This is a genomic window from Nonomuraea sp. NPDC003707 (assembly GCF_053587055.1).
This window is the reverse complement of the sequence record NZ_JBSFNK010000002.1, coordinates 99,915-123,841: the sequence shown is the minus strand read 5'-3', so window position 1 is coordinate 123,841 and position 23,927 is coordinate 99,915. Positions and strand designations below refer to the sequence as shown.

At 71.1% G+C, this 23,927-nt stretch carries 22 protein-coding genes; 9 read left to right on the top strand and 13 right to left on the bottom strand.

Annotated features, from left to right (window positions below):
* Window positions 1-6: 6 nt before the first annotated feature.
* Genes pyrF through pyrR form a run of 8 tightly spaced genes read right to left on the bottom strand, consistent with a single transcriptional unit; the run spans window position 7 to window position 9,728 of the window.
* Window positions 7-702 (bottom strand): orotidine-5'-phosphate decarboxylase, encoded by a 696-nt coding sequence (gene pyrF, locus ACWDRB_RS04580; protein WP_397366291.1) that lies wholly within the window; start codon window positions 700-702, stop codon window positions 7-9.
* 49 nt (window positions 703-751) lie between these two features.
* Window positions 752-1,729 (bottom strand): dihydroorotate dehydrogenase, encoded by a 978-nt coding sequence (locus tag ACWDRB_RS04575; RefSeq protein ID WP_350729093.1) that lies wholly within the window; start codon window positions 1,727-1,729, stop codon window positions 752-754.
* Entirely contained in the window at window positions 1,719-2,570 is an 852-nt protein-coding gene (locus ACWDRB_RS04570; RefSeq protein ID WP_350729091.1) for a dihydroorotate dehydrogenase electron transfer subunit, read from the bottom strand. Before ACWDRB_RS04570 ends, ACWDRB_RS04575 begins: the two co-directional genes overlap by 11 nt.
* A 38-nt stretch (window positions 2,571-2,608) precedes the next feature.
* The gene (carB, locus tag ACWDRB_RS04565; protein WP_449891851.1) at window positions 2,609-5,896 is read right to left on the bottom strand and encodes a carbamoyl-phosphate synthase large subunit; all 3,288 of its coding nucleotides are present in this window, start codon (window positions 5,894-5,896) and stop codon (window positions 2,609-2,611) included.
* Window positions 5,883-6,989, bottom strand: a complete 1,107-nt coding sequence (gene carA / locus ACWDRB_RS04560; protein ID WP_449891850.1) for a glutamine-hydrolyzing carbamoyl-phosphate synthase small subunit — start codon at window positions 6,987-6,989, stop codon at window positions 5,883-5,885. The genes carB and carA overlap by 14 nt, the downstream gene beginning before the upstream one ends.
* Window positions 6,986-8,272: a dihydroorotase gene (locus tag ACWDRB_RS04555; protein WP_449891849.1), complete on the bottom strand. Its 1,287-nt coding sequence runs from the start codon at window positions 8,270-8,272 to the stop codon at window positions 6,986-6,988. The genes carA and ACWDRB_RS04555 overlap by 4 nt, the downstream gene beginning before the upstream one ends.
* The gene (locus ACWDRB_RS04550) at window positions 8,269-9,186 is read right to left on the bottom strand and encodes an aspartate carbamoyltransferase catalytic subunit (protein ID WP_350729083.1); all 918 of its coding nucleotides are present in this window, start codon (window positions 9,184-9,186) and stop codon (window positions 8,269-8,271) included. Before ACWDRB_RS04550 ends, ACWDRB_RS04555 begins: the two co-directional genes overlap by 4 nt.
* The gene (pyrR, locus tag ACWDRB_RS04545; RefSeq protein ID WP_185072969.1) at window positions 9,183-9,728 is read right to left on the bottom strand and encodes a bifunctional pyr operon transcriptional regulator/uracil phosphoribosyltransferase PyrR; all 546 of its coding nucleotides are present in this window, start codon (window positions 9,726-9,728) and stop codon (window positions 9,183-9,185) included. The genes ACWDRB_RS04550 and pyrR overlap by 4 nt, the downstream gene beginning before the upstream one ends.
* A 205-nt stretch (window positions 9,729-9,933) precedes the next feature.
* Here pyrR and ACWDRB_RS04540 point away from each other — a divergent pair, with 205 nt between their 5' ends.
* The 5 genes from ACWDRB_RS04540 (at window position 9,934) to bldD (ending at window position 15,208) form a co-directional block, all read left to right on the top strand.
* On the top strand, window positions 9,934-11,178 hold the full coding sequence (locus ACWDRB_RS04540; protein WP_350729082.1) for an arginine deiminase: 1,245 nt from the start codon (window positions 9,934-9,936) through the stop codon (window positions 11,176-11,178).
* A gap of 11 nt (window positions 11,179-11,189) precedes the next feature.
* Window positions 11,190-12,125, top strand: coding sequence for a carbamate kinase (arcC, locus tag ACWDRB_RS04535; protein WP_449891848.1), 936 nt, complete (start codon window positions 11,190-11,192; stop codon window positions 12,123-12,125).
* Window positions 12,126-12,135: 10 nt separating this feature from the next.
* Window positions 12,136-13,560, top strand: coding sequence for an amino acid permease (locus tag ACWDRB_RS04530; protein ID WP_449891847.1), 1,425 nt, complete (start codon window positions 12,136-12,138; stop codon window positions 13,558-13,560).
* Window positions 13,557-14,414: a universal stress protein gene (locus tag ACWDRB_RS04525; protein WP_449891846.1), complete on the top strand. Its 858-nt coding sequence runs from the start codon at window positions 13,557-13,559 to the stop codon at window positions 14,412-14,414. The genes ACWDRB_RS04530 and ACWDRB_RS04525 overlap by 4 nt, the downstream gene beginning before the upstream one ends.
* Before the next feature lie 299 nt (window positions 14,415-14,713).
* A complete protein-coding gene (gene bldD, locus ACWDRB_RS04520) occupies window positions 14,714-15,208 on the top strand; it encodes a transcriptional regulator BldD (protein ID WP_026214021.1) in 495 nt (164 codons plus the stop codon).
* A gap of 912 nt (window positions 15,209-16,120) precedes the next feature.
* Here the strand turns inward: bldD and ACWDRB_RS04515 are convergent.
* The 3 genes from ACWDRB_RS04515 to ACWDRB_RS04505 all read right to left on the bottom strand — a co-directional run bounded on the left by ACWDRB_RS04515 (window position 16,121) and on the right by ACWDRB_RS04505 (window position 18,372).
* Entirely contained in the window at window positions 16,121-16,507 is a 387-nt protein-coding gene (locus tag ACWDRB_RS04515) for an SAV_6107 family HEPN domain-containing protein (RefSeq protein WP_350729075.1), read from the bottom strand.
* A 473-nt stretch (window positions 16,508-16,980) separates the two neighbouring features.
* Complete coding sequence (locus ACWDRB_RS04510) at window positions 16,981-17,172, bottom strand: ferredoxin (RefSeq protein WP_185072964.1); 192 nt, start codon at window positions 17,170-17,172, stop codon at window positions 16,981-16,983.
* Window positions 17,173-17,178: 6 nt separating this feature from the next.
* Window positions 17,179-18,372 (bottom strand): cytochrome P450, encoded by a 1,194-nt coding sequence (locus ACWDRB_RS04505; RefSeq protein WP_350729073.1) that lies wholly within the window; start codon window positions 18,370-18,372, stop codon window positions 17,179-17,181.
* Between the two features lie 96 nt (window positions 18,373-18,468).
* Here ACWDRB_RS04505 and ACWDRB_RS04500 point away from each other — a divergent pair, with 96 nt between their 5' ends.
* Both ACWDRB_RS04500 and ACWDRB_RS04495 read left to right on the top strand, forming a co-directional pair.
* Window positions 18,469-19,086 carry a TetR/AcrR family transcriptional regulator gene (locus tag ACWDRB_RS04500; RefSeq protein ID WP_363963615.1) on the top strand — a complete coding sequence of 206 codons (618 nt, stop codon included), beginning with the start codon at window positions 18,469-18,471 and terminating at the stop codon, window positions 19,084-19,086.
* Between the two features lie 50 nt (window positions 19,087-19,136).
* The gene (locus ACWDRB_RS04495) at window positions 19,137-19,655 is read left to right on the top strand and encodes a hypothetical protein (protein ID WP_449891845.1); all 519 of its coding nucleotides are present in this window, start codon (window positions 19,137-19,139) and stop codon (window positions 19,653-19,655) included.
* Window positions 19,656-19,690: 35 nt separating this feature from the next.
* Here ACWDRB_RS04495 and ACWDRB_RS04490 read toward each other — a convergent pair whose 3' ends face one another.
* Complete coding sequence (locus ACWDRB_RS04490; protein WP_449891844.1) at window positions 19,691-21,424, bottom strand: hypothetical protein; 1,734 nt, start codon at window positions 21,422-21,424, stop codon at window positions 19,691-19,693.
* Window positions 21,425-21,547: 123 nt separating this feature from the next.
* The gene (locus ACWDRB_RS04485; protein WP_449891843.1) at window positions 21,548-22,276 is read right to left on the bottom strand and encodes a L,D-transpeptidase family protein; all 729 of its coding nucleotides are present in this window, start codon (window positions 22,274-22,276) and stop codon (window positions 21,548-21,550) included.
* Window positions 22,277-22,475: 199 nt separating this feature from the next.
* Here ACWDRB_RS04485 and ACWDRB_RS04480 point away from each other — a divergent pair, with 199 nt between their 5' ends.
* Together ACWDRB_RS04480 and ACWDRB_RS04475 are read left to right on the top strand one after the other, a co-directional pair.
* A complete protein-coding gene (locus ACWDRB_RS04480) occupies window positions 22,476-22,952 on the top strand; it encodes a YbaK/EbsC family protein (protein ID WP_449891842.1) in 477 nt (158 codons plus the stop codon).
* Between the two features lie 10 nt (window positions 22,953-22,962).
* Entirely contained in the window at window positions 22,963-23,523 is a 561-nt protein-coding gene (locus tag ACWDRB_RS04475; RefSeq protein ID WP_449891841.1) for a GNAT family N-acetyltransferase, read from the top strand.
* The last annotated feature ends 404 nt before the right edge of the window (window positions 23,524-23,927 follow it).

Sequence of the window (23,927 nt, the reverse complement as noted above, 5' to 3'; positions counted from 1 at the left end):
AGTGGGTTAAGAGGCGCGGCGGAGAGAAGAGGCTATCGCGGCGGCGGCTGCGCCCGGGTCGGGGGAGGCGGTGATGGGGCGGCCGATGACGAGGAGGTCGGCGCCGTCGGCGAGGGCCTGTTCGGGCGTGGCGACCCGTGCCTGGTCCTGCGTGTCGGCCCCCGCGGGCCGCACCCCCGGCGTGATGAGCGTGATCCCCTCCCCCACCTCCGCCCGCACCGCGGACACCTCGTTGGGCGAGCACACCAGCCCCTTGGCGCCCGACTCCACCGACAGGGCGGCCAGGCGGCGCACGGCGTCGTCGGCGGGCCCCACGAGCCCGATGCGCGCCAGGTCGGCCTCCGACAGCGAGGTGAGGATCGTCACCGCGGCGATCTGGGTCTGCGGGTCGGCGGCCTCCACGGCGGCGCGGATCATGGCAGGGCCCCCGGCGGCGTGCACGGTGAGGATGGCCGGGCGCAGCCGGGAGACGGCGCGGGAGGCGCCGGCGACGGTGTTGGGGATGTCGTGGAGCTTGAGGTCGAGGAAGACCTGCACGCCGCTGGCCCCCCGCACCGAGGCGATCACGTCGGGGCCGTAGCGGAGGTAGAGCTCCAGGCCCACCTTGACCGTGCTGACGTGCGGCGTCACCAGGGCCGCCCACTGGGCGGCGGTCTCCAGGTCCGGGGCGTCCAGGGCGACGGCGATGGGCGCGGGAGTCAGGAGCGGGGCGGGACTCAAGACGGACTCTCCTCGATACGGCAGCTGATGATCATGGTGTGCTCTCTTCGGAGTCGACGAGCAGGTGGCGGGGGGCGCTCCCCGGCGGGCGGTGGGCGAGGCCGACGGCGTCGGCCAGGCGCTGGAAGCCGCGGGCCCTCAGAAGGTCCTCAAGCTCGCGTTCGATGCGCAGGCAGGCGTAGGGGTCGTGGAACAGCGCCGTGCCCACTCCGACCACACAGGCGCCCGCCAGGACCAGCTGGAAGGCGTCCCTGCCGCTCATCACGCCGCCGATGCCGATGAGGGGCACCCCGGGCAGGGCGGCGTGGACCTGCCACACGCACCGTACGGCGAGCGGCAGGATCGCGGGCCCCGACAGCCCTCCGGTCACGGCGGCGAGCGAGGGCCGCAGCGCCTCGGTGTCGATGGCCATGCCCAGCGGGTTGTTGATCATGGACAGCGCGTCGGCCCCCGCGTCCACGCAGGCCCGCGCGACCGACACGATGTCGGCCACGTCGGGGGCCAGCTTGGCCACGACCGGCACGTCATAGCGCATGATCGAGCGGACCGAGGCGATCACCTCGGCCGCGGCGCTGCCCTCGCGGGCGAAGACGCGGCCGCGGTCCTCCATGTTCGGGCAGGAGAGATTGACCTCGAGAGCGGTGACCCCGGGCGCGTCGGCGAGCCTGCGGGCCAGCTCGGAGTATTCGGCGACGGTGCCGCCGCCGATCGAGACGATGGTCTTGATGCCCCGCTGCGCGAGCCAGGGCAGCTCGCGCTCCAGGAACGCGTCGATGCCCGGCCCCTGCAGGCCGACCGCGTTGAGCATGCCCGAGGGCGTCTCGGCCATGCGCGGCGTGGGCCGCCCGGCGCGCGGGGCCATGGTGATCGAGCGGGTGGTCAGCGCCCCGAGCCGGTGCAGGTCGAAGAACTGGGCCAGCTCCCGCCCGGACGCGGCACATCCGGCGGCCGTGGTGATCGGGTTCGCGAGCTCCACATGCGCCAGAAATGTCCGCATATCAACTGACATGTCGTGCACCGCCTCCGGGGGCGCCGAGCGCGTCGAACGGGATCGTTCCCACGTCCTCGAAGCGCACCCGCTCTCCCCGGAACACCGGTCCTTCCGCGCATGCCCGCACCATCCTGGTCACCCCGTCATCCCCGATGACGGGCAGCACGCACGTCATGCACACCCCGATGCCGCAGGCCATCGACTCCTCGACGGCCACCTGCACCGGGATGTCGAACTCCATCGACACCGCCGTCACGGCCCGCAGCGTCTCCATCGGAGCGCAGGCGTAGACCGCGTCGGCCCGCGTGTCGGCGATCACCGAGGGTAGCGCGTCGGTGACCTTGCCGCGAAGCCCGAGCGAGCCGTCCTCGGTGGTCAGCGTGGTGGTCTCGGCGATGCGGCGGGCCCGCATGGCGCCGAACACCCGCTCGGCCCCGGCCCCGCCCAGCACGAAGTCGACCCGGCAGCCCCGCGCCAGCAGCGCGTCGGCCAGCGGGAACAGCAACGCGGAGCCGTACTCGGCGCCGACCAGCACGCAGTGCACCGGGTCGCGCGGCAGCGGAAAGGGCCGGCCGAGCGGCCCGACCAGGTCGAGCGTGTCGCGGGCGCGCCGCTCGGCCAGCCAGGCCGTGCCGGGGCCACGGGCGGTGAAGACCAGCTCGACCGTGCCGCCGTAGTCGGACTTGACGTCATGGATGGACAGCGCGCGGCGCGTCACCATCGACGTCTGGCCCCCGCCGACCGCGACGGAGACGAAGTGACCGGGGCGGTAGCGCTCGGCTATGCCGGGCGCCACCACCGTCAGCGCATGGTAGGCGTCGACCCGGCGCGTGGTCAGCACCGTGCCCGTCACCTGCACCGGAGTGCCGGCCAGTCGTCTTCACCTCCCGTGCGGGGTCAGCCCCGGAGTGCCTGTGCGTGCTCCTGGAGCGACCGTACGCCGACATCGCCGCGCACGATCGCCTGGATGCCCGCCGCCGCCGCGGCGAGTCCCGAGACCGTGGTGATGCACGGGATGCCGCGCAGCACCGCGGCGGTGCGGATGTCGTAGCCGTCGAGCCGCGGCCCCGACTGCCCGGGGCTGCCGAACGGCGTGTTGACGATCAGGTCGACCTCGCCGTCGAGAATGGCCTGCACGCTCGTGCGCTCACCTCCGGGACCAGGACCCTCGCTCTGCTTGCGCACGATCTTGGCATGGACGCCGTTGCGGCGCAGCACCTCGGCGGTCCCCTCGGTGGCCAGGATCTCGAATCCGAGATCCGCGAGCGCCTTCACAGGGAAGATCATGGCACGCTTGTCCCGGTTGGCCACCGACACGAACGCGCGTCCCTTGGTCGGCAGCTCGCCGTAGGCGCCCGCCTGGGACTTGGCGTACGCGATCCCGAAGAACTCGTCGATGCCCATGACCTCGCCCGTGGAGCGCATCTCGGGCCCCAGCACGGTGTCCACGCCCCGGAAGCGGTTGAACGGCAGCACCGCCTCCTTGACCGCGATCGACGCGTCCAGTGGCAGCGTCCCGCCGTCGCCGGTCGCGGGCAGCATGCCCTCCTCGCGCAGCGAGGCGATCGACGCGCCGAGCATCACCCGGGCCGCCGCCTTGGCCAGCGGCGCCGCCGTGGCCTTGGACACGAACGGCACGGTGCGGCTGGCCCGCGGATTGGCCTCCAGGACGTAGAGGACGCCGGCCGACATCGCGTACTGGACGTTCAGCAGGCCGCGCACGCCCACCCCGGCGGCGATGGCCTCGGTGGCGGCGCGGATGCGCTTGATGTCGTGGCTGCCGAGCGTGATGGGCGGCAGCGCGCACGCCGAGTCGCCGGAGTGGATCCCGGCCTCCTCGATGTGCTCCATGACGCCGCCGAGATAGAGCTCCGAGCCGTCGTAGAGGGCGTCGACGTCGATCTCGATGGCCTCGTCCAGGAACTTGTCCACCAGCACCGGGTGGCCGCCCTCCTGGGCCGCCATGTACGTCGTCAGCGTCTCGTCGTCGTACACGATGGCCATGCCGGCGCCGCCGAGCACGTACGACGGCCGGACGAGCACGGGGTAGCCGATCTCCTCGGCGATCTCCCGGGCCTCGGCGACGGTGAGCGCGGTGCCGTGCTTGGGCGCGGGCAGCCCCGCCTCGGCCAGCACCCGCCCGAACGCGCCGCGCTCCTCGGCCAGGTGGATCGACTCCGGCGAGGTGCCGACCACGGGCACGCCCGCGTCCTTGAGCGCCTGCGCCAGCCCCAGCGGCGTCTGGCCGCCGAGCTGCACGATCACGCCCGCGACCGGGCCGGTCTGCTGCTCGGCGTGGACGACCTCCAGCACGTCCTCCAGGGTGAGCGGCTCGAAGTAGAGCCGGTCGGAGGTGTCGTAGTCGGTCGAGACGGTCTCCGGGTTGCAGTTGACCATGACGGTCTCGAACCCGGCCCTGGACAGCTCGAACGAGGCGTGCACGCACGCGTAGTCGAACTCGATGCCCTGCCCGATGCGGTTGGGCCCGGAGCCGAGGATGATGACCTTCTCGCGCTCGCCGTAGGGGACCTCGTTCTCCTCGTCGTAGGTGGAGTAGAGGTACGGCGTCCTCGCGGCGAACTCGGCGGCGCAGGTGTCGACGGTGTTGTAGACCGGGCGCAGCCCCAGCGCGTGGCGCAGGTCGCGCACCCGGGCCTCGTCGATGCCGCGGATCTCGCCGATCTGCGCGTCGCTGAACCCGTGCCGCTTGGCCCGCTCGAGCACCTCGGAGGTCAGCTCGGCGGCGGCGGCGACCTCCCCGGCCTCCTCGTGGAGCAGGAAGAGCTGGTCGACGAACCACGGGTCCACGCTGGTCGCCTCGAACACCTCCTCGGGCGTGGCGCCCGCCCTGATGGCCTGCTGCATCGTGCGCAGCCGCCCGTCGTGCGGGGTGCGGCAGCGCTCGAGCAGCTCGGCCTTGTCGCCGCTCTCGCCCGCCCAGGTGAAGGCGGACTCCTTCTTCTCCAGCGACCGCAGCGCCTTCTGCAGCGCCTCGGGGAAGGAGCGGCCGATGGCCATGGCCTCGCCCACGGACTTCATGTGCGTGGTGAGCGTCTGGTCGGCGCCCTTGAACTTCTCGAACGCGAACCTCGGCACCTTCACCACGATGTAGTCGAGCGTCGGCTCGAAGGAGGCCGGGGTCTCCTTGGTGATGTCGTTGGGGATCTCGTCGAGGGTGTAGCCGATGGCGAGCTTGGCCGCGATCTTCGCGATCGGGAACCCGGTGGCCTTGGAGGCCAGGGCGCTCGATCGGGACACGCGCGGGTTCATCTCGATGACGATCATGCGGCCGGTGCGCGGGTCGACCGCGAACTGGATGTTGCAGCCGCCGGTGTCGACGCCGACCTCGCGGATGACGGCGATGGCGACGTCGCGCATGTTCTGGTATTCGCGGTCGGTCAGGGTCAGCGCGGGCGCGACGGTGACGCTGTCGCCGGTGTGGACGCCCATCGGGTCGATGTTCTCGATGGAGCAGACGATGACGACGTTGTCGTGCTTGTCGCGCATGACCTCCAGCTCGTACTCCTTCCAGCCGAGGATCGACTCCTCCAGGAGCACCTCGGTGGTCGGAGAGGCGTCGAGCCCGGCGCCGCCGATGCGGCGCAGGTCGGTCTCGTCGTAGGCGAAGCCGGAGCCGGCCCCGCCCATGGTGAACGACGGCCTGACCACGACCGGGTAGCCCAGCTCGGCCGCGGCGGCCAGGCACTCCTCCATCGTGTGGCAGATGGCCGACCTGGCCGACTCGGCGTTGAGCCCGCGCTCGCGGGCCACCTTGGCGACGATCTCCTTGAACCGCTCGCGGTTCTCCCCCGCCTGGATCGCGTCGAAGTCGGCGCCGATCAGCTCGACGCCGTACTTCTCCAGCACGCCCGACTCGTGCAGCGCGACCGCGGTGTTGAGCGCGGTCTGCCCGCCCAGGGTCGGCAGCAGCGCGTCGGGCCGCTCCTTGGCGATGATCTTCTCGACGAACTCGGGGGTGATCGGCTCGACGTACGTGGCGTCGGCGAACTCGGGGTCCGTCATGATCGTCGCCGGGTTGCTGTTGACCAGGACGACGCGGAACCCCTCGGCCCGCAGCACGCGGCACGCCTGGGTGCCGGAGTAGTCGAACTCGCACGCCTGGCCGATCACGATCGGCCCCGAGCCGATCACCAGGACGGACCTGATGTCCTCACGCTTGGGCACGGCTCATGACCTCACTGAACTCGTCGAAAAGGTAGGCGGCGTCGTGGGGGCCCGCGGCGGCCTCCGGGTGGTACTGGACGCTGAAGGCCCGCCCGTCGAGCAGGCGCAGCCCCTCCACGCAGCGGTCGTTGAGGTTGACGTGGCTGACCTCGGCCTGACCGTACGGGGTCTCGAACGGCGCGTCGAGCGGCGCCCGCACGGCGAACCCGTGGTTGTGCGCCGAGATCTCGACCTTGCCGGTGCGCACGTCCTGGACGGGCTGGTTGACGCCCCGGTGCCCGTAACGCAGCTTGTAGGTGGAAAGGCCCAGGGCCCGCCCGAAGAGCTGGTTGCCGAAGCAGATCCCGAAGAACGGGACCCTGGCCTCCAGGACCCCCCGCAGCGCGCTCACGTCCGCCGTGGCGGGGTCGCCGGGCCCGTTGGAGAAGAAGACCCCGTCCGGCTCGACCGCCATGATCTGCTCGTACGTGGCCGTCGCGGGCAGCACGTGCACCTCGCAGCCGCGCTCGGCCATCCGGTGCGGCGTCATGCCCTTGATGCCGAGGTCGACGGCCGCGACCGTGAACCTCTTCTCGCCGATCGCCGGCACGACGTACGGCTCGGCGGTGGCCACCTCGGCGGCCAGGTCGGCGCCCTCCATGCGGGGCGACTGCCGCACGCGCTCGACCAGCTCCTCGACCGGCACGGCGGGCGCGGTGAAGATGCCGGCGCGCATGGCGCCGCGCTCGCGCAGGTGGCGGGTGAGCGCGCGGGTGCCGGAGATGGCGATCCCGACGACGCCCTGCTCCTTGAGGTAGTCGTCGAGCGAGCGGTTGGCCCGCCAGTTGGAGACGACCCTGGACGGCTCGCGCACGACGTAGCCGGCGACCCAGACGCGCCCGGACTCGGGGTCCTCGTCGTTGACGCCGGTGTTGCCGATGTGGGGCGCCGTCATGGCGACGATCTGCCGATGGTAGGACGGGTCCGTGAGGGTCTCCTGGTAGCCGGTCATGCCGGTGTTGAAGACCATTTCGCCGAACGTCTCGCCCTCGGCGCCGTACGGACGTCCCTGGAAGACGCGGCCGTCTTCCAGGACGAGCACCGATGTGTTCAAACCAGCTTCCCTTCGAGAACGGTCGCCCTGCCGCGCAGGAACGTGGCCACCACCCGGCCGGGCAGCGTCATCCCCTCGTACGGGGTGTTCCTGCTCTTCGACGCGAATGCGGACGGATCCACCTCGGTGCGCACGGACGGGTCGTACAGCGTGATGTTGGCCGGGGCGCCCACTTCCAGCGGCTGCCCCTGGCCCCCGAGCCGGCCGATGCGGGCCGGGACGAGGGACATGCGCTGGGCGACGCCCGCCCAGTCGAGCAGCCCGGTCTCGACCATGGCCTCCTGGACCACGCTGAGCGCCGTCTCCAGGCCCACCATGCCCATGGCCGCGGCCGACCACTCGGTCTCCTTGTCCTCGACCGGGTGGGGGGCGTGGTCGGTGGCGACGATGTCGATCGTGCCGTCGGCCAGCGCGGCCCGCAGCGCCTCGACGTCGGCGCGGGTGCGCAGCGGCGGGTTGACCTTGTAGATCGGGTTGTACGCGCCCACCGGGGACTCCTCGACCAGGTCGTCGGTGAGCAGGAGGTGGTGCGGGGTGACCTCGCAGGTGACGTTCCAGCCCTTGGACTTGGCCCAGCGGATGATCTCGACCGAGCCGGCCGTGGAGACGTGGCAGATGTGCAACCTGGAGCCGACGTGGGCGGCCAGGAGGCAGTCGCGGGCGATGATCGCCTCTTCGGCGACCGCGGGCCAGCCGGTCAGGCCGAGCCTGCCGGAGATCACGCCCTCGTTCATCTGGGCCCCGGAGGTGAGCCTGGGCTCCTGGGCGTGCTGGGCGATGACGCCGTCGAACGCCTTGACGTACTCCAGGGCACGGCGCATCAGCACGGCGTCGTCCACGCACTTGCCGTCGTCGGAGAAGACCCGCACGCGGGCGGCCGAGTCGGCCATCGCGCCCAGCTCGGCGAGCTGCTTGCCCTCCAGGCCGACGGTGACGGCGCCGACGGGGTGGACGTCGCAGTGCGCGAACTCGCGCCCGAGCCGCCACACCTGCTCGACGACCCCCGCGGTGTCGGCGACCGGCGAGGTGTTGGCCATGGCGTGCACGGCGGTGTAACCGCCCCGGGCGGCCGACTGGGTGCCGGTCTGCACGGTCTCGGCGTCCTCGCGGCCGGGCTCGCGCAGGTGGGTGTGCAGGTCCACGAGGCCGGGCAGCGCGATCGCGCCGCCGCCGTCGACGGTCTCGGGCCCCTCCAGGCCCGGCCCGATCTCGGCGATCATCCCGTCGGCGACACGGATGTCGACGGGCTCCCCACCCAGAATCCTGACATTACGAATAATCACGCGCTCTCTCCCCCCAGCAGCAGGTACAGCACCGCCATGCGAATGGTCACACCGTTGGCGACCTGCTCCACGATCGTGGAGCGCGCCGAGTCGGCCACCTCCGCGGCGATCTCCATGCCCCGGTTCATCGGCCCGGGGTGCATCACGATGGCGTCCTCGGGCATCTTGGCGAACCGGTCCCGGTCCAGGCCGTACCGGCGTGAGTACTCCCGCTCGCTGGGGAAGTAGGCGGCGTTCATCCGCTCCTTCTGCACCCGCAGCATCATCACCACGTCCGACTTCGGCAGCACCGCGTCCAGGTCGTAGGAGACCTCGCACGGCCAGGAGCCGACGGAGACGGGCAGCAGTGTCGGCGGCGCCACCAGCGTGACGTCGGCGCCGAGCGTGTCGAGCAGCAGCACGTTGGAGCGGGCGACCCGGCTGTGCAGCACGTCGCCGACGATCGTGACCTTGCGCCCTTCGAGGCTGCCCAGACGGCGGCGCATCGAGAAGGCGTCGAGCAGCGCCTGCGTGGGGTGCTCGTGGGTGCCGTCGCCGGCGTTGACGACGCTGCCGCGCACCCAGTTGGCCAGGCGGTGCGGCGCGCCGGAGGCGCCGTGGCGGATGACGACCGCGTCGGCGCCCATGGCCTCGAGGGTGAGCGCGGTGTCCTTGAGCGACTCGCCCTTGGAGACGCTCGACCCCTTGGCCGAGAAGTTGATCACGTCGGCGGACAGCCGCTTGGCCGCCGCCTCGAACGAGATGCGCGTGCGGGTGGAGTCCTCGAAGAACAGGTTGACCACGGTGCGCCCGCGCAGCGTGGGCAGCTTCTTGATGGAACGTTCCGAGACCCTCGCCAGCTCCTCGGCGGTGTCGAGGATGAGGAGCGCGTCGTCCTTGGTGAGGTCGCCCGCGGAGATCAGGTGGCGGTTCACTTGGCGTCCCCCTTCATGAGGAGCACGGCGTCGCGGCCGTCGATCTCCTGCAGGTAGACCTTGACCTTCTCGCTCTTGGCCGTCGGGAGGTTCTTGCCGACGTAGTCGGCGCGGATGGGCAGCTCGCGGTGGCCGCGGTCGACCAGCGTGGCCAGCTGCACCGCGGTGGGCCGGCCAAGGTCGTTGAGCGCGTCGAGCGCGGCGCGCACGGTGCGGCCGGAGTAGAGGACGTCGTCCACGAGCACGACGACCCTGCCGTCGATGCCGTCCGGCGGCAGCTCGGTGCGGCCGAGCGGCCTGGCGGGCTTGAGCCGCAGGTCGTCGCGGTACATCGTGATGTCGATGGAGCCGACCGGGATCTTGACGCCTTCGAACTGCTCGATGCGGTCGCCGAGCCTGCGGGCCAGCGTGGCGCCGCGGGTCGGGATGCCGAGGAGCACGACGTCGTCGGCGCCTTTGGTGCGCTCGAGGATCTCGTGCGCTATGCGGGTAAGCGCCCGGTGGATGTCAGGGGCCTCGAGGACAGCCCTGGAATCGGACATGGCGAATCTCACCACCTTTCCCGCCTCACGGGACGGGTCTTAAAAGGGTGTTGGTCGGCACACACAGTACCAGGGGCTACCAGGAACAACGCGAGAGGGCTCCCGTGGCGTCACGAAGCTTCATCGGGGTACGGATGGCGTACCGGCTTCCTCGGGGAGACGCTGATACTGCCCGGGGAAGCCGCCAGGAGGGGATGCTGCGAAGATGGCCTTTCACGTCGATTCCGAGGTCGGACGCCTGCGCCAGGTGCTCGTTCACGGGCCGGACCGGGCGCTCAGACGGCTGACCCCGTCCAACAAGGACGCGTTCCTCTTCGACGACGTGCTGTGGGTCCAGCGCGCGATGGAGGAGCACGAGGAGTTCCAGCGGGTGCTGACCGGCCGCGGCATCACGGTCCACCTGCTGGCCGACCTGCTCAGGGAGACCGTCGACATCCCCGAGGCGCGCAAGCACATCCTCGACGCCGTCGTCGACGAGCGCTGGCTCGGCCCCGGCGCCACCGACGACGTCCGCAACATCCTCGACGGGATGGACTCCGCGACGCTGCAGGTCTACCTGACCGGCGGCATCACCAAGGGCGAGCTGCTCGAGAGGGGCTGCGGCCCCGGCTCCGTGACCTTCCACACCATGCGCGACGACGACTTCATCCTGCCGCCGCTGCCCAACCACCTCTTCACCCGCGACACGTCCTGCTGGATCTACGACGGCGTGTCGATCAACGCGATGAAGAAGAAGGCCCGCATGCGCGAGACGGTCAACATGGAGGCCGTCTACATGTACCACCCGACGTTCGCCGACGGCTTCAACCGGCCCGGGCAGGGCGGCTTCCACTGCTGGATGCCGGGCCAGCCGGTCGCGCCGGCGACCATCGAGGGCGGCGACGTGCTGGTCCTCGGCAGGGGCGCGGTGCTGATCGGCATGAGCGAGCGCACCCAGCCGCAGGCGGTGGAGATGCTGGCGCAGCGGCTGTTCGCGGCCGGCTCCGCGCGGAGGATCGTGGCGCTCGACATGCCGAAGGCGCGGGCGTTCATGCACCTCGACACCGTGATGACGATGCTGGACGTGGGCGTGTTCACCCAGTACGCGGGTCTCGGGATGCTGCCCGCGTACACCATCGAGCCCGGCGAGACGCGCAAGGAGCTCAAGGTCACCGACCACCCGCCGCAGGACATGCACCGGGCCATCGCCCACGCCATCGACCTGCCCGCCATCACGGTCCTGACGCCCACGCAGGACCTCCACGCGGCCGAACGGGAGCAGTGGGACGACGGCTGCAACGGGCTGGCGCTGGAGCCCGGCGTGGTCGTCGCCTACGAGCGCAACACCACCACCAACGCCTACCTGCGCGACAACGGCATCGAGGTCATCACGATCAGGGGCAGCGAGCTCGGCCGGGGGCGCGGTGGCCCGCGCTGCATGAGCTGCCCGCTCGAACGCGACGGAGTCTGAGGAGGGGCCGGATGCGGGTCATCGTCGCTCTGGGCGGCAACGCGGTGCTCAGGCGCGGCCAGGCGCCGGACGCGGACGTCCAGCGGGCCAACGTCCGCGCGGCCGTCAAGACGCTCGCCCGGCTCGCCGACCGGCACGAGCTGGTCATCACCCACGGGAACGGCCCGCAGGTCGGCCTGCTGGCCCTGGAGAGCGCCGCGGACCCCAACCTGACCAGGCCGTACCCGTTCGACACGCTCGGCGCGCAGACGCAGGGCATGATCGGCTACTGGATGCAGCAGGCCCTGCAGAACGCCCTGCCCGGCCGTCAGGTCCTGGCCATGGTCACGCAGACGCTGGTGACGGCCGTCGACCCCGCGTTCGAGCACCCGACCAAGTTCGTCGGCCAGGTCTACGAGCGCGAGGAGGCCGAGAAGCTGGCCGCCGAGTACGGCTGGACGGTCCGGCGGGACGGCGACCAATGGCGGCGCGTCGTGCCGTCGCCGACCCCGCGCCGCATCGTCGAGACCCGGCTGATCCACCAGATGATCCGCGAGGGCGTCATCGTGGTGTGCGCGGGCGGAGGCGGCATCCCGGTCGTCCGCGACGAGCGCGGCCGGCTGACCGGCGTGGAGGCGGTCATCGACAAGGACCTCACCGCCTCGATGCTGGCCGAGGCCCTGGAGTGCGACGCGTTCCTCATCCTCACCGACGTGCCGCGCGTCATGCGGGGCTTCGGCACGCCGCACCAGACGGAGATCGCCCACACCACGCCGCACGAGCTGCGCGCCCTGGAGTTCCCCGCGGGGTCGATGGGGCCGAAGGTGGAGGCGGTGTGCCGGTTCGTGGAGACGACCGGCGACATGGCCGCGATCGGGAAACTCGACGAGGCCGAGCGCATACTCGACGGCACAGCGGGAACGATCGTGACACCCAACGGCAGGTGGCCGCTGACGAGCACGCTGTAGGGGGTGTCCCGTGACACTGGCCCAACGGCTCTTCCGCACCAAGCCCACGGAGCGCATCATCGCGGAGGGCGGTCACGGCGAGGGGGGCGAGCTGCGGCGCACCATGTCGCTCTGGCAGCTGACGCTGTTCAGCGTGGGCGCCACGCTCGGCACCGGCATCTTCGTCATCCTGGGGCAAGCGGTGCCCAAGGCGGGGCCGGCGGTGGTGGTGTCGTTCGTGCTGGCGGCGATCACGGCGCTGTTCTCGGCCCTGTCGTACGCCGAGCTGGCCGGGACGATCCCGGTGTCCGGCTCGTCCTACTCCTACGCGTACGCGACGCTGGGCGAGCTCGTGGCGTGGATCTGCGGCTGGTGCCTCATGCTGGAGTACGCCGTGTCCGTGGCGGCGGTGGCCGTGGGCTGGGGCCAATACCTCAACTCGTTCCTGCGCTCCCTGTTCGGCTTCACGCTGCCCGCGGCGATCACCCGCTCCCCCGGCCAGGACGGCGGCGTGATCAACGTCACCGCGATCGTCATCGTCCTGCTCGCCACGTGGCTGCTGCTGTACGGGGCCTCGGAGAGCGCCACGGCGAACGCGATCTTCGTGATGATCAAGGTCGTGGTGCTGCTCTTCTTCTGCGTGGTGGCGTTCACCGCCTTCCAGGCCAAGAACTTCACGCCCTTCGCCCCCCTGGGGGTGGCCGGCATCACCGCGGCGGCCTCGCAGGTGTTCTTCTCCTACATCGGCTTCGACGCCGCCTCCACCGCGGGCGAGGAGGCCAAGAACCCCAAGCGCGACCTGCCCCTGGCGATCCTCCTGTCACTGGTCATCGTGACGGCCATCTACGTGCTCGTCGCGATGGCCGCCATCGGCGCGCTGCCGTGGACGCAGTTCGACGACAAGCACACCGAGGCGAGCCTGTCCTACATCGCCGACCTGGCCGTCGGCGCCACCTGGCCGGGCCTCATCGTCTCGTTCGGGGCGGTCATCGCCATCGCCAGCGTCGTGCTCACCGTCATCTTCGGCCAGACCCGCATCCTGTTCGCCATGTCCCGCGACGGGCTGATCCCGCGCGTCTTCCAGCGGGTCGACATGCGCCACCAGGTCCCCGTCGCGAACACCCTCATCGTCGCCGCGTTCATCTCCGTGCTGGCCGGCCTGGTGCCGCTCGGCCAGCTCGCCGAGGCGACCAGCATCGGCACCCTGTTCGCCTTCGCCATCGTGAACGTCGGCGTGCTCGTCCTGCGCTACCGCAGCCCCGAGCTGCCGCGCACCTTCCGCACGCCGCTGTTCCCCGCCACGCCGGTGCTCGGCGCCGTCTTCTGCCTCATCGTGATGGCGGGCCTGGCCGGGGTCACCTGGGTGGCGTTCGGGCTGTGGATGCTGGTGGGGCTGATCTGCTACTTCCTGTACGGCTACGGCCATTCGCGGCTGAATGCCGAGGTGGGCTGGTGAAGCTCGAGAACGTGCTGGCCGGTTGCATCCCGGAGCCCAGGGGCAGGGACGGGCTGGCGCTGGGCGCGCTGGTCAAGGAACAGGTGCGCGGGCAGCTGACGGTGGCCTACGTGCAGCCGCCCGCGTGGTCCGCGCCCGGACCGGCCAGGGCCGAGGAGAGCGCGTGGCGCGCGTACCTGATGGAGCAGGCGGACGCGACCCTCTGGCAGGCGCGCGAGCTGGCCGGCGACGACGCCGACTACGTGGTCCACACCCACAAGGGCAGCGGGCGCGGGCTGGTGGAGCTGGCGCGCAGGCGCGGCGCCGACGTCGTGGTGATCGGCTCGGCCTCCGGCGGCGGCAAGGGCCGCATCACCGTCGGCAGCACCGCCGACCAGCTCCTGCACTCGTCCTCCGTTCCCGTGCTGCTCGCCCCGCGCGGCTACGGCGACAAGCCCCCCGCCGCCTTCGAACGCCTCACCGTCGCCTACCGGCGCAGCCTCGGCTGCGACGCGGCGGTCAAGGACGCGGCGGCGGTGGCCGCGTCGCTGGACGTGCCCCTGCGGCTGGTCACGCTGGTGATCAGCAACGGCAGGCGCGCCAGGATCGAGAAGGAGATGCTCGTCCGCCTGCGCGACGAGGCGGCCTCCAACCTGCGGGCTGCGGCCCACGGACGGCCACGCGTGGAGGTGGAGGTGCTGGAGGGCCGCAACGTCGCGCAGGCACTCGGCGCGACCTCGTGGCTCCCCGGCGAGATGATCATATGCGCTTCCAGCGCCACCGGGCCACTCAGGCGGGTCTTCCTCGGAGACACCTCGATCAAGATCGTACGGGCCGCGACCTGCCCTGTCATGATTCTCACGCGGCAGACCTAGGGCGGGGAAATTTCTCGTCAAACTCTGACGAAGTAGCGTTACCACCGGGACATGAGGGGCGATTGCGGCGATCCCTACCGGATCGGATTCGGCATCTTTTTTCCAATCAGCTTGACCTCAGGCGTCCGCCCCTTTACCGTCACTGTGCGTAACCACACCTCGCGGCGTTCTGGGGTAAACCTGGGGCCATGGCTACCGATGGTGCCGGGCTTGGCACCAGACCCCCCGGTGGCTAGGGCATACGCCGCAAGGGAGCACAATCTACTGAGAGCGATACATACAAGACCGGGGGCCACACAATGCCGTCTGAGTACGCAAAGTCGCTGGGCGCACGACTCCGCGCCATACGCACCCAGCAGGGCCTGTCCCTGCATGGAGTCGAGGAAAAGTCGCGTGGCAGGTGGAAAGCCGTGGTCGTGGGCTCGTACGAGCGTGGCGACCGTGCGGTGACCGTACAGAAGCTTGCCGAGCTTGCCGACTTCTACGGGGTGCCCGTATCCGAGCTGCTGCCGGGCGGAGCCGCGCCCAGCCCGCTCGGACCGACACCCAAGCTTGTGATCGACCTGGAGCGCCTGGCCACGCTGCCGAAGGAGAAGGCGGGGGCACTCGCCCGCTACGCCGCCACCATCCAGAGCCAGCGCGGTGACTACAACGGCAAGGTGCTGTCGATCCGCCAGGAGGACCTGCGCTCGCTTGCCGTGATCTACGACAAGTCGCCCAGTGAGCTGACCGAGGAGCTGATCAGCTGGGGCGTTCTCGACGCCGAGGCCCGCCGCGCCGTCGAGTCGTTCTGAGGCTGTCCCTCTCCCCTGAGGTCGCCCCCTCCCTCCGAGGCCGTCTCACCCCGCTCTGAGGCCGCCTCGCGCGCCTGAGGGCTCGCCACCGCCACCCGGCCGGCGAGCCACCCGGCATCGAGCGCTCTTCCCTGGCCCGCCGCGCTTTCCGAGCGGCATGGAGCCTGGTTTCGCGCCACCGTGGACACATTCCGCCCCCGCACAGGGCGGCCGTCCCGGAAAGCGCTTACTGGCGTGTGGGGGTCCACGCTGGAGCACCACCGAGCGAGCGGGATCGGTGGTGTGCGCCGACGTACGTCCCGGTCAAGGGGCGTCACATCGGCGCTCAGCCGCACGGAAGCCCCGCTCCAGCACGACCGCCAGGGCGGGGCGAACCGAGGCCGGCCCGCCAAAGGGGCGGACGGGCGAACTGAGGTCCACTCGCAAAGAGACCACCCGCCGAACCGAGGTCCACTCGCGGAGGGGCCACCCACCGGGCTGAGGTCCACTCGCGGAGAGACCTGCCGGGCTGAGGTCCGCCTGCTGGGGCACCCACTGGGACACGACGGGCCGAGGTCGGCTATCAAGAGACGCCTGTCAGGGCTGGGTCGGGCGGACACACCGCGCAGGCGCGCGTCTGCGGCTCGGCCGGAAGCTCGTCGGCGGTCGGCCGCGTCACGGCGCGGCAAGGGCCGATGGGCCGCCAAGGGACATCCACCGGGATCCACCGGGGCCACATCATCGGCGACCGGTGGCGCGAAAGCCGCGTTCGAGCGCGGTGCAGCGACCTCGGAACCCGGCGCGCCCCAGACGCCGCGGTCAGCCCGGCGCTGGGATCAGCCCGGCGTATCCAGGCTGGGATCAGCCCGGCGACGGGGAACGTCCACCCGGACCACGAAGGTGAGATCAGCCCGGTGAAGGGACGTCGGAGGGTCAGCCTGCCAGCGGGACGTTGACCGGCAGTTGGGGCTGGGCCGGCATGCCGAGCAGGTCCTCCACCGTGGAGACGAACGTCTCCGCCTCGGCCAGGAGCTCGTCGGCGTCGGCCGCGCTGACCCGGCTGACCATGCCCGCCTCGGCGGCGGCGCGCTTGGCGGCGCTCACCGAGAAGTAGGCGGCCCACTCGGCCAGGCGCGGCTCTGCCTCGGGCAGCAACTCCCAGGCGCTCCGCAGGCGGCGCCTGCGGCCTTCCATGGGACGGGGACGGGCGGCCAGGATCGCCGCCGCCGCCCGAAGAGCTGCCAGGTGGGCGGCCACGTATCGGGATGCCGGAGTGCGAGCGCCGGTCGCCTCCGCCAGGCAGGAACGAGAATCGGTCAAGTGTGCCCGAACCGCAGGCGACAGCCGGGGCCCGGGCGTTTCTCTAGGCCGTGGTGCCATCTTGCGCGCCTCCTTGGAGTCGTGGGCGGCCGCCGGCGTCTCCGCCGGTGGTGCCAACAATCGCAGACCCCACCGACATTTCCACCGGGCTGGCCGGACGTGGAGCTTCCCCACTCCCCGTCCGGCCAGGGCACGCCCACTCGTCTCCGCCGACGACGAGGACGTGCCCTTCGCCCATGGAGCCTGGCCGCGGGGGAACGCTTGGGGAAGCGAACAGCCCGCGACCAGGTCCTGGTGACGTTGAGCCGCGAGCCCCACCGTCACTACGTCGAACATAATTTCGATCACGTTCGGTGTCAACTGATTCCACGAACATAGGTTCGAGCAGCATGAGTCCGAGGGTGCGAAAAAGCCGTCGCCGCGGGGAGCTTGCGGCGACGGCCGGGTGGTTCAGGAGGACGAAAGGACGGTCGTCAGACGACCGAGATGGCGCCCGACGGGCAGAGGGTCACGGCGCGACGGACGCCGTCCTCCAGCTCCGCGGGAGGCACCTTCTGCAGGAGCACCACCGTGCCCTCGTCCTCGCTCTGGTCGAACACTTCCGGCACCGTCAGCGCGCACATGCCCGCCCCGATGCACACCGTCGTATCTGCCTTGATTTCCATGGTGACCTACCAAGTGACTGGGAGGCGGTGCACTCCATAGATGCTCATGTCCGAGCGCATCGGCACCTCCTCGGGTGTTACGGCCAAGCGTAGACCTGGGAAGCGGCGCAGCAGCGCAGGGTACCCGATGCGCATCTCGATGCGGGCGAGCTGCTGCCCCAGGCACTGGTGGATGCCGTGGCCGAAGGTCAGGTGCCCGCCCGCGGGCCTGGCGACGTCGAGCCGGTCACCGTCGGGGAAGCGGGACGAGTCGCGGTTGACGGTGGGCAGGTGGAGCGCCACGCACTCGCCCGCCTTGATGAGGTTGCCCTCGATCTCGACGTCCTCCAGCGCGGTGCGCATCGGGCCGAGGTGGATGATCGTGAGGTAGCGCAGCAGCTCCTCGACCCCGTTCTCCACCACCGACGGGTCGTCACGCATGGCGGCGAGCTGCGCGGGGTTCGTGAGCAGGGCGTACGTGCCGAGCCCCAGCATGTTGGCGGTCGTCTCGTGCCCGGCCACCAGCAGCAGCAGGGACACCCCGGCGAGCTCCTCGTCGTTCAGCTCCCCGCCCTCGATGAGCCCGCTGATCAGGTCGTCGGCCGGCTCCTTGCGCTTGCGCTGCACGAGCCCGTACATGAACGCCGTGATCCGGCCGAGCGCGGCCATCGCGTCCTCGGCCTTGGACTCCAGGTTGACCAGGAGCTTGGTGTCCTCCTGGAACTGCCCGCGATCCTCGTACGGCACCCCGAGCAGCTCGCAGATCACCAGCGACGGGATCGGCAGCGCGAACTTCTCGACGAGGTCCACGGGCCCGCCGGCGGCGGCCATGTCGTCCAGGCAGGCGTTGGCGATCTCCTCGACCCTGGGTTCGAGCATCTTCATCCTGCGCACGGTGAACTGGCCGGTCAGCAGCCTGCGGAAGCGCGCGTGCTCGGGCTCGTCCATGCGCAGGAAGAACCCGGGCGGCGTCTTCGCGTCCTTCTGCATCCTCATCCGGAGCAGAGAACCCTCGATCGGCGGGTGCGCGAGCTCTGAGCGGTTGCTGAAGCGCGGGTGCGCGAGCACCGCGCGGGCGGCGGAGTAGCCGGTCACCAGCCAGCCCCGGTGGCCGTCGGCGAAGGTCATACGGTGCATGTTCGCCCGTTCTCGCAGCTCAGTGGCTTCGTCGGGCGGATCGAACGGGCGCTGCCGGTCGGTGGGAAACGTCACGTCGGACATGTTTCGGCTCCTTTCCGAGCTTCACCTCCAGAAAACCTCATTCATTGCAAAGTTTCAATGCATGAAAATCATATATGCATGCAGTATAGTTCCGTCATGGTGGATAACGGCGGCGTGGGACTGCGGGAGCGCAAGAAGCAGCGCACGCGCCGGGCACTGGTCGAGGCCGCGCTCCGGTTGTTCGACGAGAAGGGCTTCGACGAGACCACACTGGCCGAGATCGCCGCGGAGGCCGACGTGTCGACGCGCACGTTCTTCAGCTACTTCGCGAGCAAGGAGGACGTGGTCTTCTACGACTCCGCCCGCAAGATGGAGCTGGCCGCCGCGGCGATGGCCGACAGGGCTCCCGGCGAGTCGCCGGGCGACGTCCTCCTGCGGATCGTGGAGGAGAGCCTGACGTGGCTGACCACGTACGAGGAGCTCACGTTCGAGGACGCGGAGCTGCGGATCCGGCTCGTGCTCAAGGAGCCCACGCTGCGGGCGCGGGCGCTGGTGATGCTGCTCGAGAGCCAGACCACGCTGGCCCGGGCGCTGCGGGAGGCCTACCCCGAGCTGGACCCCGTGGAGGCGGCCGCCGCGGTGGGCGCGATGTTCGGGGCGGTGAAGCTGGCGATCGTCGCCGACCTCGGCCACGACCTGTCCGCGGAGCAGATGTCGAGCACGGCGCGCCGGGCGGCCGAGATCACGCTCGCCGGCCTGCGCTCCCTCGGATAGCTCCGGATGCCCGCTTTCTGAGAAGCTGTCCGGAGCGGAGAGGGGGGCGGATGGCGGGCAAGAGGTGGCTGATCGATTTCGTCCTGCCGGCGCTGGGGCCGGTCCTGGCGGCGGCGTACGCGGGGGTCAACCACGTGGCCATCGAGGCGGCCGTCAAGGCGCAGATCGCGGGCCCGGAGTGGGCGGGCGGCCGGCTCGCCGCCGACGGGATGACGGGGCTGGGCAGGGACTCCTGGCGGCTGGTCCTGGCCACCGCCGTGGTCGTGGGGGTCCTGGGAGTGGTGTACGCCGTCATCGGCGTGCTCCTGCGGCGGGGCGGCCGGGGCCGCACGCCGCTGCTCGTGCTGTCGGGCGTCCTGATCGTCCCGTACGCCCTCGCGATCCTCGTCGCGCTGGTCAACCCCACCAGGGCACTGGCGGGGCTCTACGACACCCCTGACTTCGCCGGCGGCCTTCCCGGGTGGCAGTCGGCCACCGTACTCATCCTGGTGGCGGCCGGGCTGGCACAGGCCGCGGGGGTGGCGATGGCGACCGCGCAGGGCAGGCGGGCCGCAAGCGCCCGAGCCTGAAGGCAGGCGGGCCGCGGGCGCCCGGGCCTGAGGGCTCAGCGGCAGCCGTCGTTCGACCAGGTCGTCCAGCCCATCTGGGCGCCGCCGCGTCCGGTGGCGGCCCAGCCCGGCGGCGGAGCCGTCCCGTACGGGACCACGGCCGTGCACGCGCCCGCCGGGGGCCGGCCGTTGTAGAACTCGATCCGGGTCCACGACACCCGGTACGACAGCGGCACCCAGATGTTCCACCGCACCCGCCGGTCCACCGCCACGCGTCCGGGAGGCGGCGCGGGCAGCCAGTCCACGCCGCCCGACGGCCGGGCGGGCGCCTGCCCGGCCGTGAACGCGATGTCGGTCAGCGCCAGCACGCCCACCACCAGCAGCAGCCTGGCCCGGCGCGCGGTCAGGAAGGCCGCCCCGGTCAGGCAGGCCAGCAGGATCAGGGCGGGCACGGAGGCCTCGACCAGGTTCAGCGCGTCGTTCTCACCCGTGAGAAAGATCACTTCGGGGAAGTCGAACGCGATGAACGCGTACCGCTCCAGCCGGTCCCCCGCGTACCAGGCGGCCACCCCGCCGGTCACCGCCATCAGCCCGGCGGCGGCCAGCGCGTGCCGCACCACGGCCAGGCGCCCGCCCTTGATCAGGACGATCAGGCCGGCGAGCGTCCAGGCCACGGCGACGCAGGCCAGGTAGCGCCCGTAGACGTAGTTGCCGACGCGGTGCTCGTCCGGGAGGGCGGCCGAGGAGGCGTACGCGATGCCCAGGGTCGTCAGCAGCAGCGTGCCCGCCAGGACGCGGTGCGCGTACGGCGCGGACCGCCGTACCAGTGTGGCCGCCGCGCCCGCCAGGCCGACGCCCGCGAGTCCCCAGGTGCCGGCGACGAGGTACCAGAGCTGCCCGACCGCCCCCGACAGCGCCCACGCCTGGCCTTCGAGGCTCGTGAGCCTGGACACCAGCAGCCCCGACAGGTCGCGGGGCCCGCCCGGATACAGCGCGGCGCTCAGCGCCCCGTTGAGCGCCTTGCCCGCCACCGCGACCACGACGGCGCTCACCAGCGCCGCGACCGCCGGACCCACCGCCCTCGCCGGCCCCGCCGCATCCGCCGGGCCCACCGCCCTGCCGCGGCCCGGCACCACCACCCTTTTGCGGACCCACACCACCACGACGACCAGGACGCACACCGCCAGGACCACGGTCCCCCGCAGATGGGCCGCCATCGCGAACGCCGCCAGCGCGCCCGCCACCGCCCCGGCCCGCGCCGACCCGTACGCGACCAGGTCGTGCAGCGCCACCAGCCAGGCCAGGACGAGCACGGGCAGGATCGCGTCGGTCAGTGCCAGCCCGGAGAACACCACCAGCGCCGGCGACAGCGCCGCGACGAACGCCGTGATCAGCGCCGCCCGCCTGCCCAGGCCCATCCGCCGCAGCAGCAGGTACGCCAGCGGGTACGCGCTCGCCGCCGCCATCGACCCCACCCCGGCCACCAGCCGGTACGCCAGGACGGGGTCGGAGGTCAGCCAGAAGACCGGGACCAGCAGCAGCGGATAGCCGCCCTGGTAGAAGGTCGAGCCGGTGAGGTCGGCGCCCGGTCCGCCGGCCAGCCAGCGGGCGGCGAGGAGATATCCGGTCTCGTCCGGGTTCGCCACCGGTCCCGTGTGATACCGGTACAGCCACAGCCGTAACGCCACGTGGGCGACCCACCCGGCCGCCAGCAGCCACCACAGGCGGGCCCGTCCCGTATGCCGCGCCGTCGTGTGAACGGGCGCCGGCGTCATGAACGCAGTCGTCATGCTCTCCCCCCAAGAAAGTCAGGAGGGAGTCCAGCAAAAGTGGCATAACGGGCCCGTCACCGCTTCTGGTTATGCGGGCGTTATGCCGCCGGCGGCGCGGCGGGCGTGCTCAGAACGCGCGTCTCAGAGCCGCTTGAACCTGCCCCGGACGTGCACCGGAACGCCCTTGCCCAGCATCCCGGGCAGGACCTCGGCCACGTTCATCGGCATGCGCACACACCCGTGCGAAGCCGGATACAGCGGCACCGACAGCGCGCCGTGGAAGGCGATGCCGCCGTTGAAGAAGATCGGGTTGTAGAGCTGCCCCAGATACGACTTGTGCCAGCCGCGAGCGCGCCACGTCGTCGCGTAGTCGCCCGTCGGCGTGGTGGCCGAGCCGCAGAACCGCTGCTGCTTACCCTGCCACGCGGCGGTCTCGCAATAGGGGACGCCGCTGCCGGAGGACACGTGGGTGATCAGCTTCACCTCGCCGTCCACGTACAGGACCATGATCTGCTTGGTGAGGTTGACCTCGGCGCGGGTCGGCTTGCCGTTCTTGACCAGGACCTGCGGCGACCTGGGGGTCTCCAGGGCGTCCCACGTGCGCCTGGCGACGGTGCTGGTCGGCTTGATGCCGTTCACCTTCTGGAACGCCCACACGGCCGCCAGCGTCGCGCCCCCGTACCGGCCGTCGGCCCTGCCGGGGCGGTAGCCGAGCTGGGCCAGGCGCCTCTGCAGCCACTGGACGGACTTGCCCTTGGCGCCGAGCCTGAGCGTCTTGCCCGGCGCGGTGACCGTGGCGGGGGTGATGGCGGCGGGACCGGATCGGGCTCCCGCGGAGGTATGTGTGGCGGTCGGGGGCGTCGTCCTCATGGACGCCGTCGAACGATGCAATCCATGCGCGCCGCAGCCCGAGAGTGCGACGGCGCCCGCCGTCAGGAGAGCAGCCACTCCGGGCAGCCGTCGAGCCCCCACCAGTACCACCTCGCATACCATGAGCAAACGATCAGTTGACCTTATACCACTCATCATGAATCGGTAATGAAGCGGTCAACCTGTTTAGAGTGTGTCCATGTCTGAGAAGTTGCCGTCCAACGCGGTCGTCGTTCAATCCACCCTGCGCGAACTGGGGGCGGACGGCGAGGTCATCGTCCTGCCCGAGAAGGCGCCCACGGCGGCGACCGCCGCGGCCCAGGTCGGGTGCGAGGTCGGGGCCATCGCCAACAGCCTGATCTTCGACGCGGACGGCGCGCCGCTGCTCGTGCTGACCAGCGGGGCGCACCGCGTGGACGTGGAGCTGATCGCCCGCACCGCGGGGGTCGGGAAGGTACGCCGGGCGACGCCGGAGTTCGTGAGGGCGGCGACCGGCCAGCCCATCGGCGGCGTGGCCCCGGTCGGGCATCCGGCACCCGTGCGGACCCTGGTGGACAACTGGCTGAGCAAGCACGAGGTGGTGTGGGCGGCCGGGGGGCATCCGCTGACCGTGTTCCCGACGACGTTTGACGAGCTCGTGCGGATCACCGGCGGCACGGCGGTGGACGTCGAGTAGTGTGCGACGGGTGATCGAGTTTCGCGGGGCGGGGCCGGCCGAGTTCGTCGAGCGGCTGGACACGGTGATCGACGTCTACGCGGCTGCCATGAACCCGCCCGCGGACCAGATCAACGGCCGCAAAACCATCATGCGAAATCACGCGACTTATCCCCATTTTCAGTGTTATTTCGCAGAATTGCGCGATCCGTCCCTTTCCACCCCCCTCACCGTCGGCTTCGCCTACGGCTTCCGCGGCACCCCCGGACAGTGGTGGCACGACGTGGTCTTCCGCGCCCTGACGGACCGGATCGGCCAGGAGGCCGCCAACGCCTGGCTCGGCTACACGCTGGAACTGGCCGAGATCCACGTCCACCCGGACTTCCAGAGCAAGGGCATCGGCCGCGCCATGATCCGCACCCTCTGCGCGGGCCGCCCCGAGCGCTCGGCCGTCCTGTCCACCCACGACCAGCCCACGGCCGCCCGCCACCTCTACGCCAGCATGGGCTTCACGGACCTGCTCACGAGGTTCATCTTCCCGGGCGGCTACGAGGACTACGCCATCATGGGCCGCCCCCTGCCCTTGACGTGAGGATCACGTCCCTGACGAACCCGTGACCATTGGGTTTGTCTGCCGACCACTTGGGGCACCATCCATTACGCAAGGTAGTCACCCCTTTACTAACCGTCTACTGCCCCCTGCCCGTCACCCGCCCGGTCCCCCTGCGGGCGGGTGACGGGCCTCTTCCCTCCCACCGCACTCACCACCCCGGCGAACCCCACGGCAACCGACGACCGACGGTCTCGGCACGGCGGGCGACGACCCGGGTGGACCGGCACCACGAGGCGACGGCCCCTGGACCCAGCCGTGCGGGCGACGACCCGGTAAAGCCACAGGGCAACGGTCCCGTGGACCCAGCGCTACGAGGTGACGCCCTCTGGACCCAGCGCTGCGAGCGACGGGATCGGGCCCGGTCCCACGGCGCGGTCACGGAA

What these genes read in the sequence shown, in the direction of transcription:
- ACWDRB_RS04575 (WP_350729093.1), bottom strand. Translation starts at nt 1,729, where the DNA reads ATGTCAGTTGATATGCGGACATTTCTGGCGCATGTGGAGCTCGCGAAC.
- pyrR (WP_185072969.1), bottom strand. Translation starts at nt 9,728, where the DNA reads ATGTCCGATTCCAGGGCTGTCCTCGAGGCCCCTGACATCCACCGGGCG.
- ACWDRB_RS04540 (WP_350729082.1), top strand. Translation starts at nt 9,934, where the DNA reads ATGGCCTTTCACGTCGATTCCGAGGTCGGACGCCTGCGCCAGGTGCTC.
- arcC (WP_449891848.1), top strand. Translation starts at nt 11,190, where the DNA reads ATGCGGGTCATCGTCGCTCTGGGCGGCAACGCGGTGCTCAGGCGCGGC.
- bldD (WP_026214021.1), top strand. Translation starts at nt 14,714, where the DNA reads ATGCCGTCTGAGTACGCAAAGTCGCTGGGCGCACGACTCCGCGCCATA.
- ACWDRB_RS04510 (WP_185072964.1), bottom strand. Translation starts at nt 17,172, where the DNA reads ATGGAAATCAAGGCAGATACGACGGTGTGCATCGGGGCGGGCATGTGC.
- ACWDRB_RS04505 (WP_350729073.1), bottom strand. Translation starts at nt 18,372, where the DNA reads ATGTCCGACGTGACGTTTCCCACCGACCGGCAGCGCCCGTTCGATCCG.
- ACWDRB_RS04500 (WP_363963615.1), top strand. Translation starts at nt 18,469, where the DNA reads ATGGTGGATAACGGCGGCGTGGGACTGCGGGAGCGCAAGAAGCAGCGC.
- ACWDRB_RS04495 (WP_449891845.1), top strand. Translation starts at nt 19,137, where the DNA reads ATGGCGGGCAAGAGGTGGCTGATCGATTTCGTCCTGCCGGCGCTGGGG.
- ACWDRB_RS04490 (WP_449891844.1), bottom strand. Translation starts at nt 21,424, where the DNA reads ATGACGACTGCGTTCATGACGCCGGCGCCCGTTCACACGACGGCGCGG.
- ACWDRB_RS04485 (WP_449891843.1), bottom strand. Translation starts at nt 22,276, where the DNA reads ATGAGGACGACGCCCCCGACCGCCACACATACCTCCGCGGGAGCCCGA.
- ACWDRB_RS04480 (WP_449891842.1), top strand. Translation starts at nt 22,476, where the DNA reads ATGTCTGAGAAGTTGCCGTCCAACGCGGTCGTCGTTCAATCCACCCTG.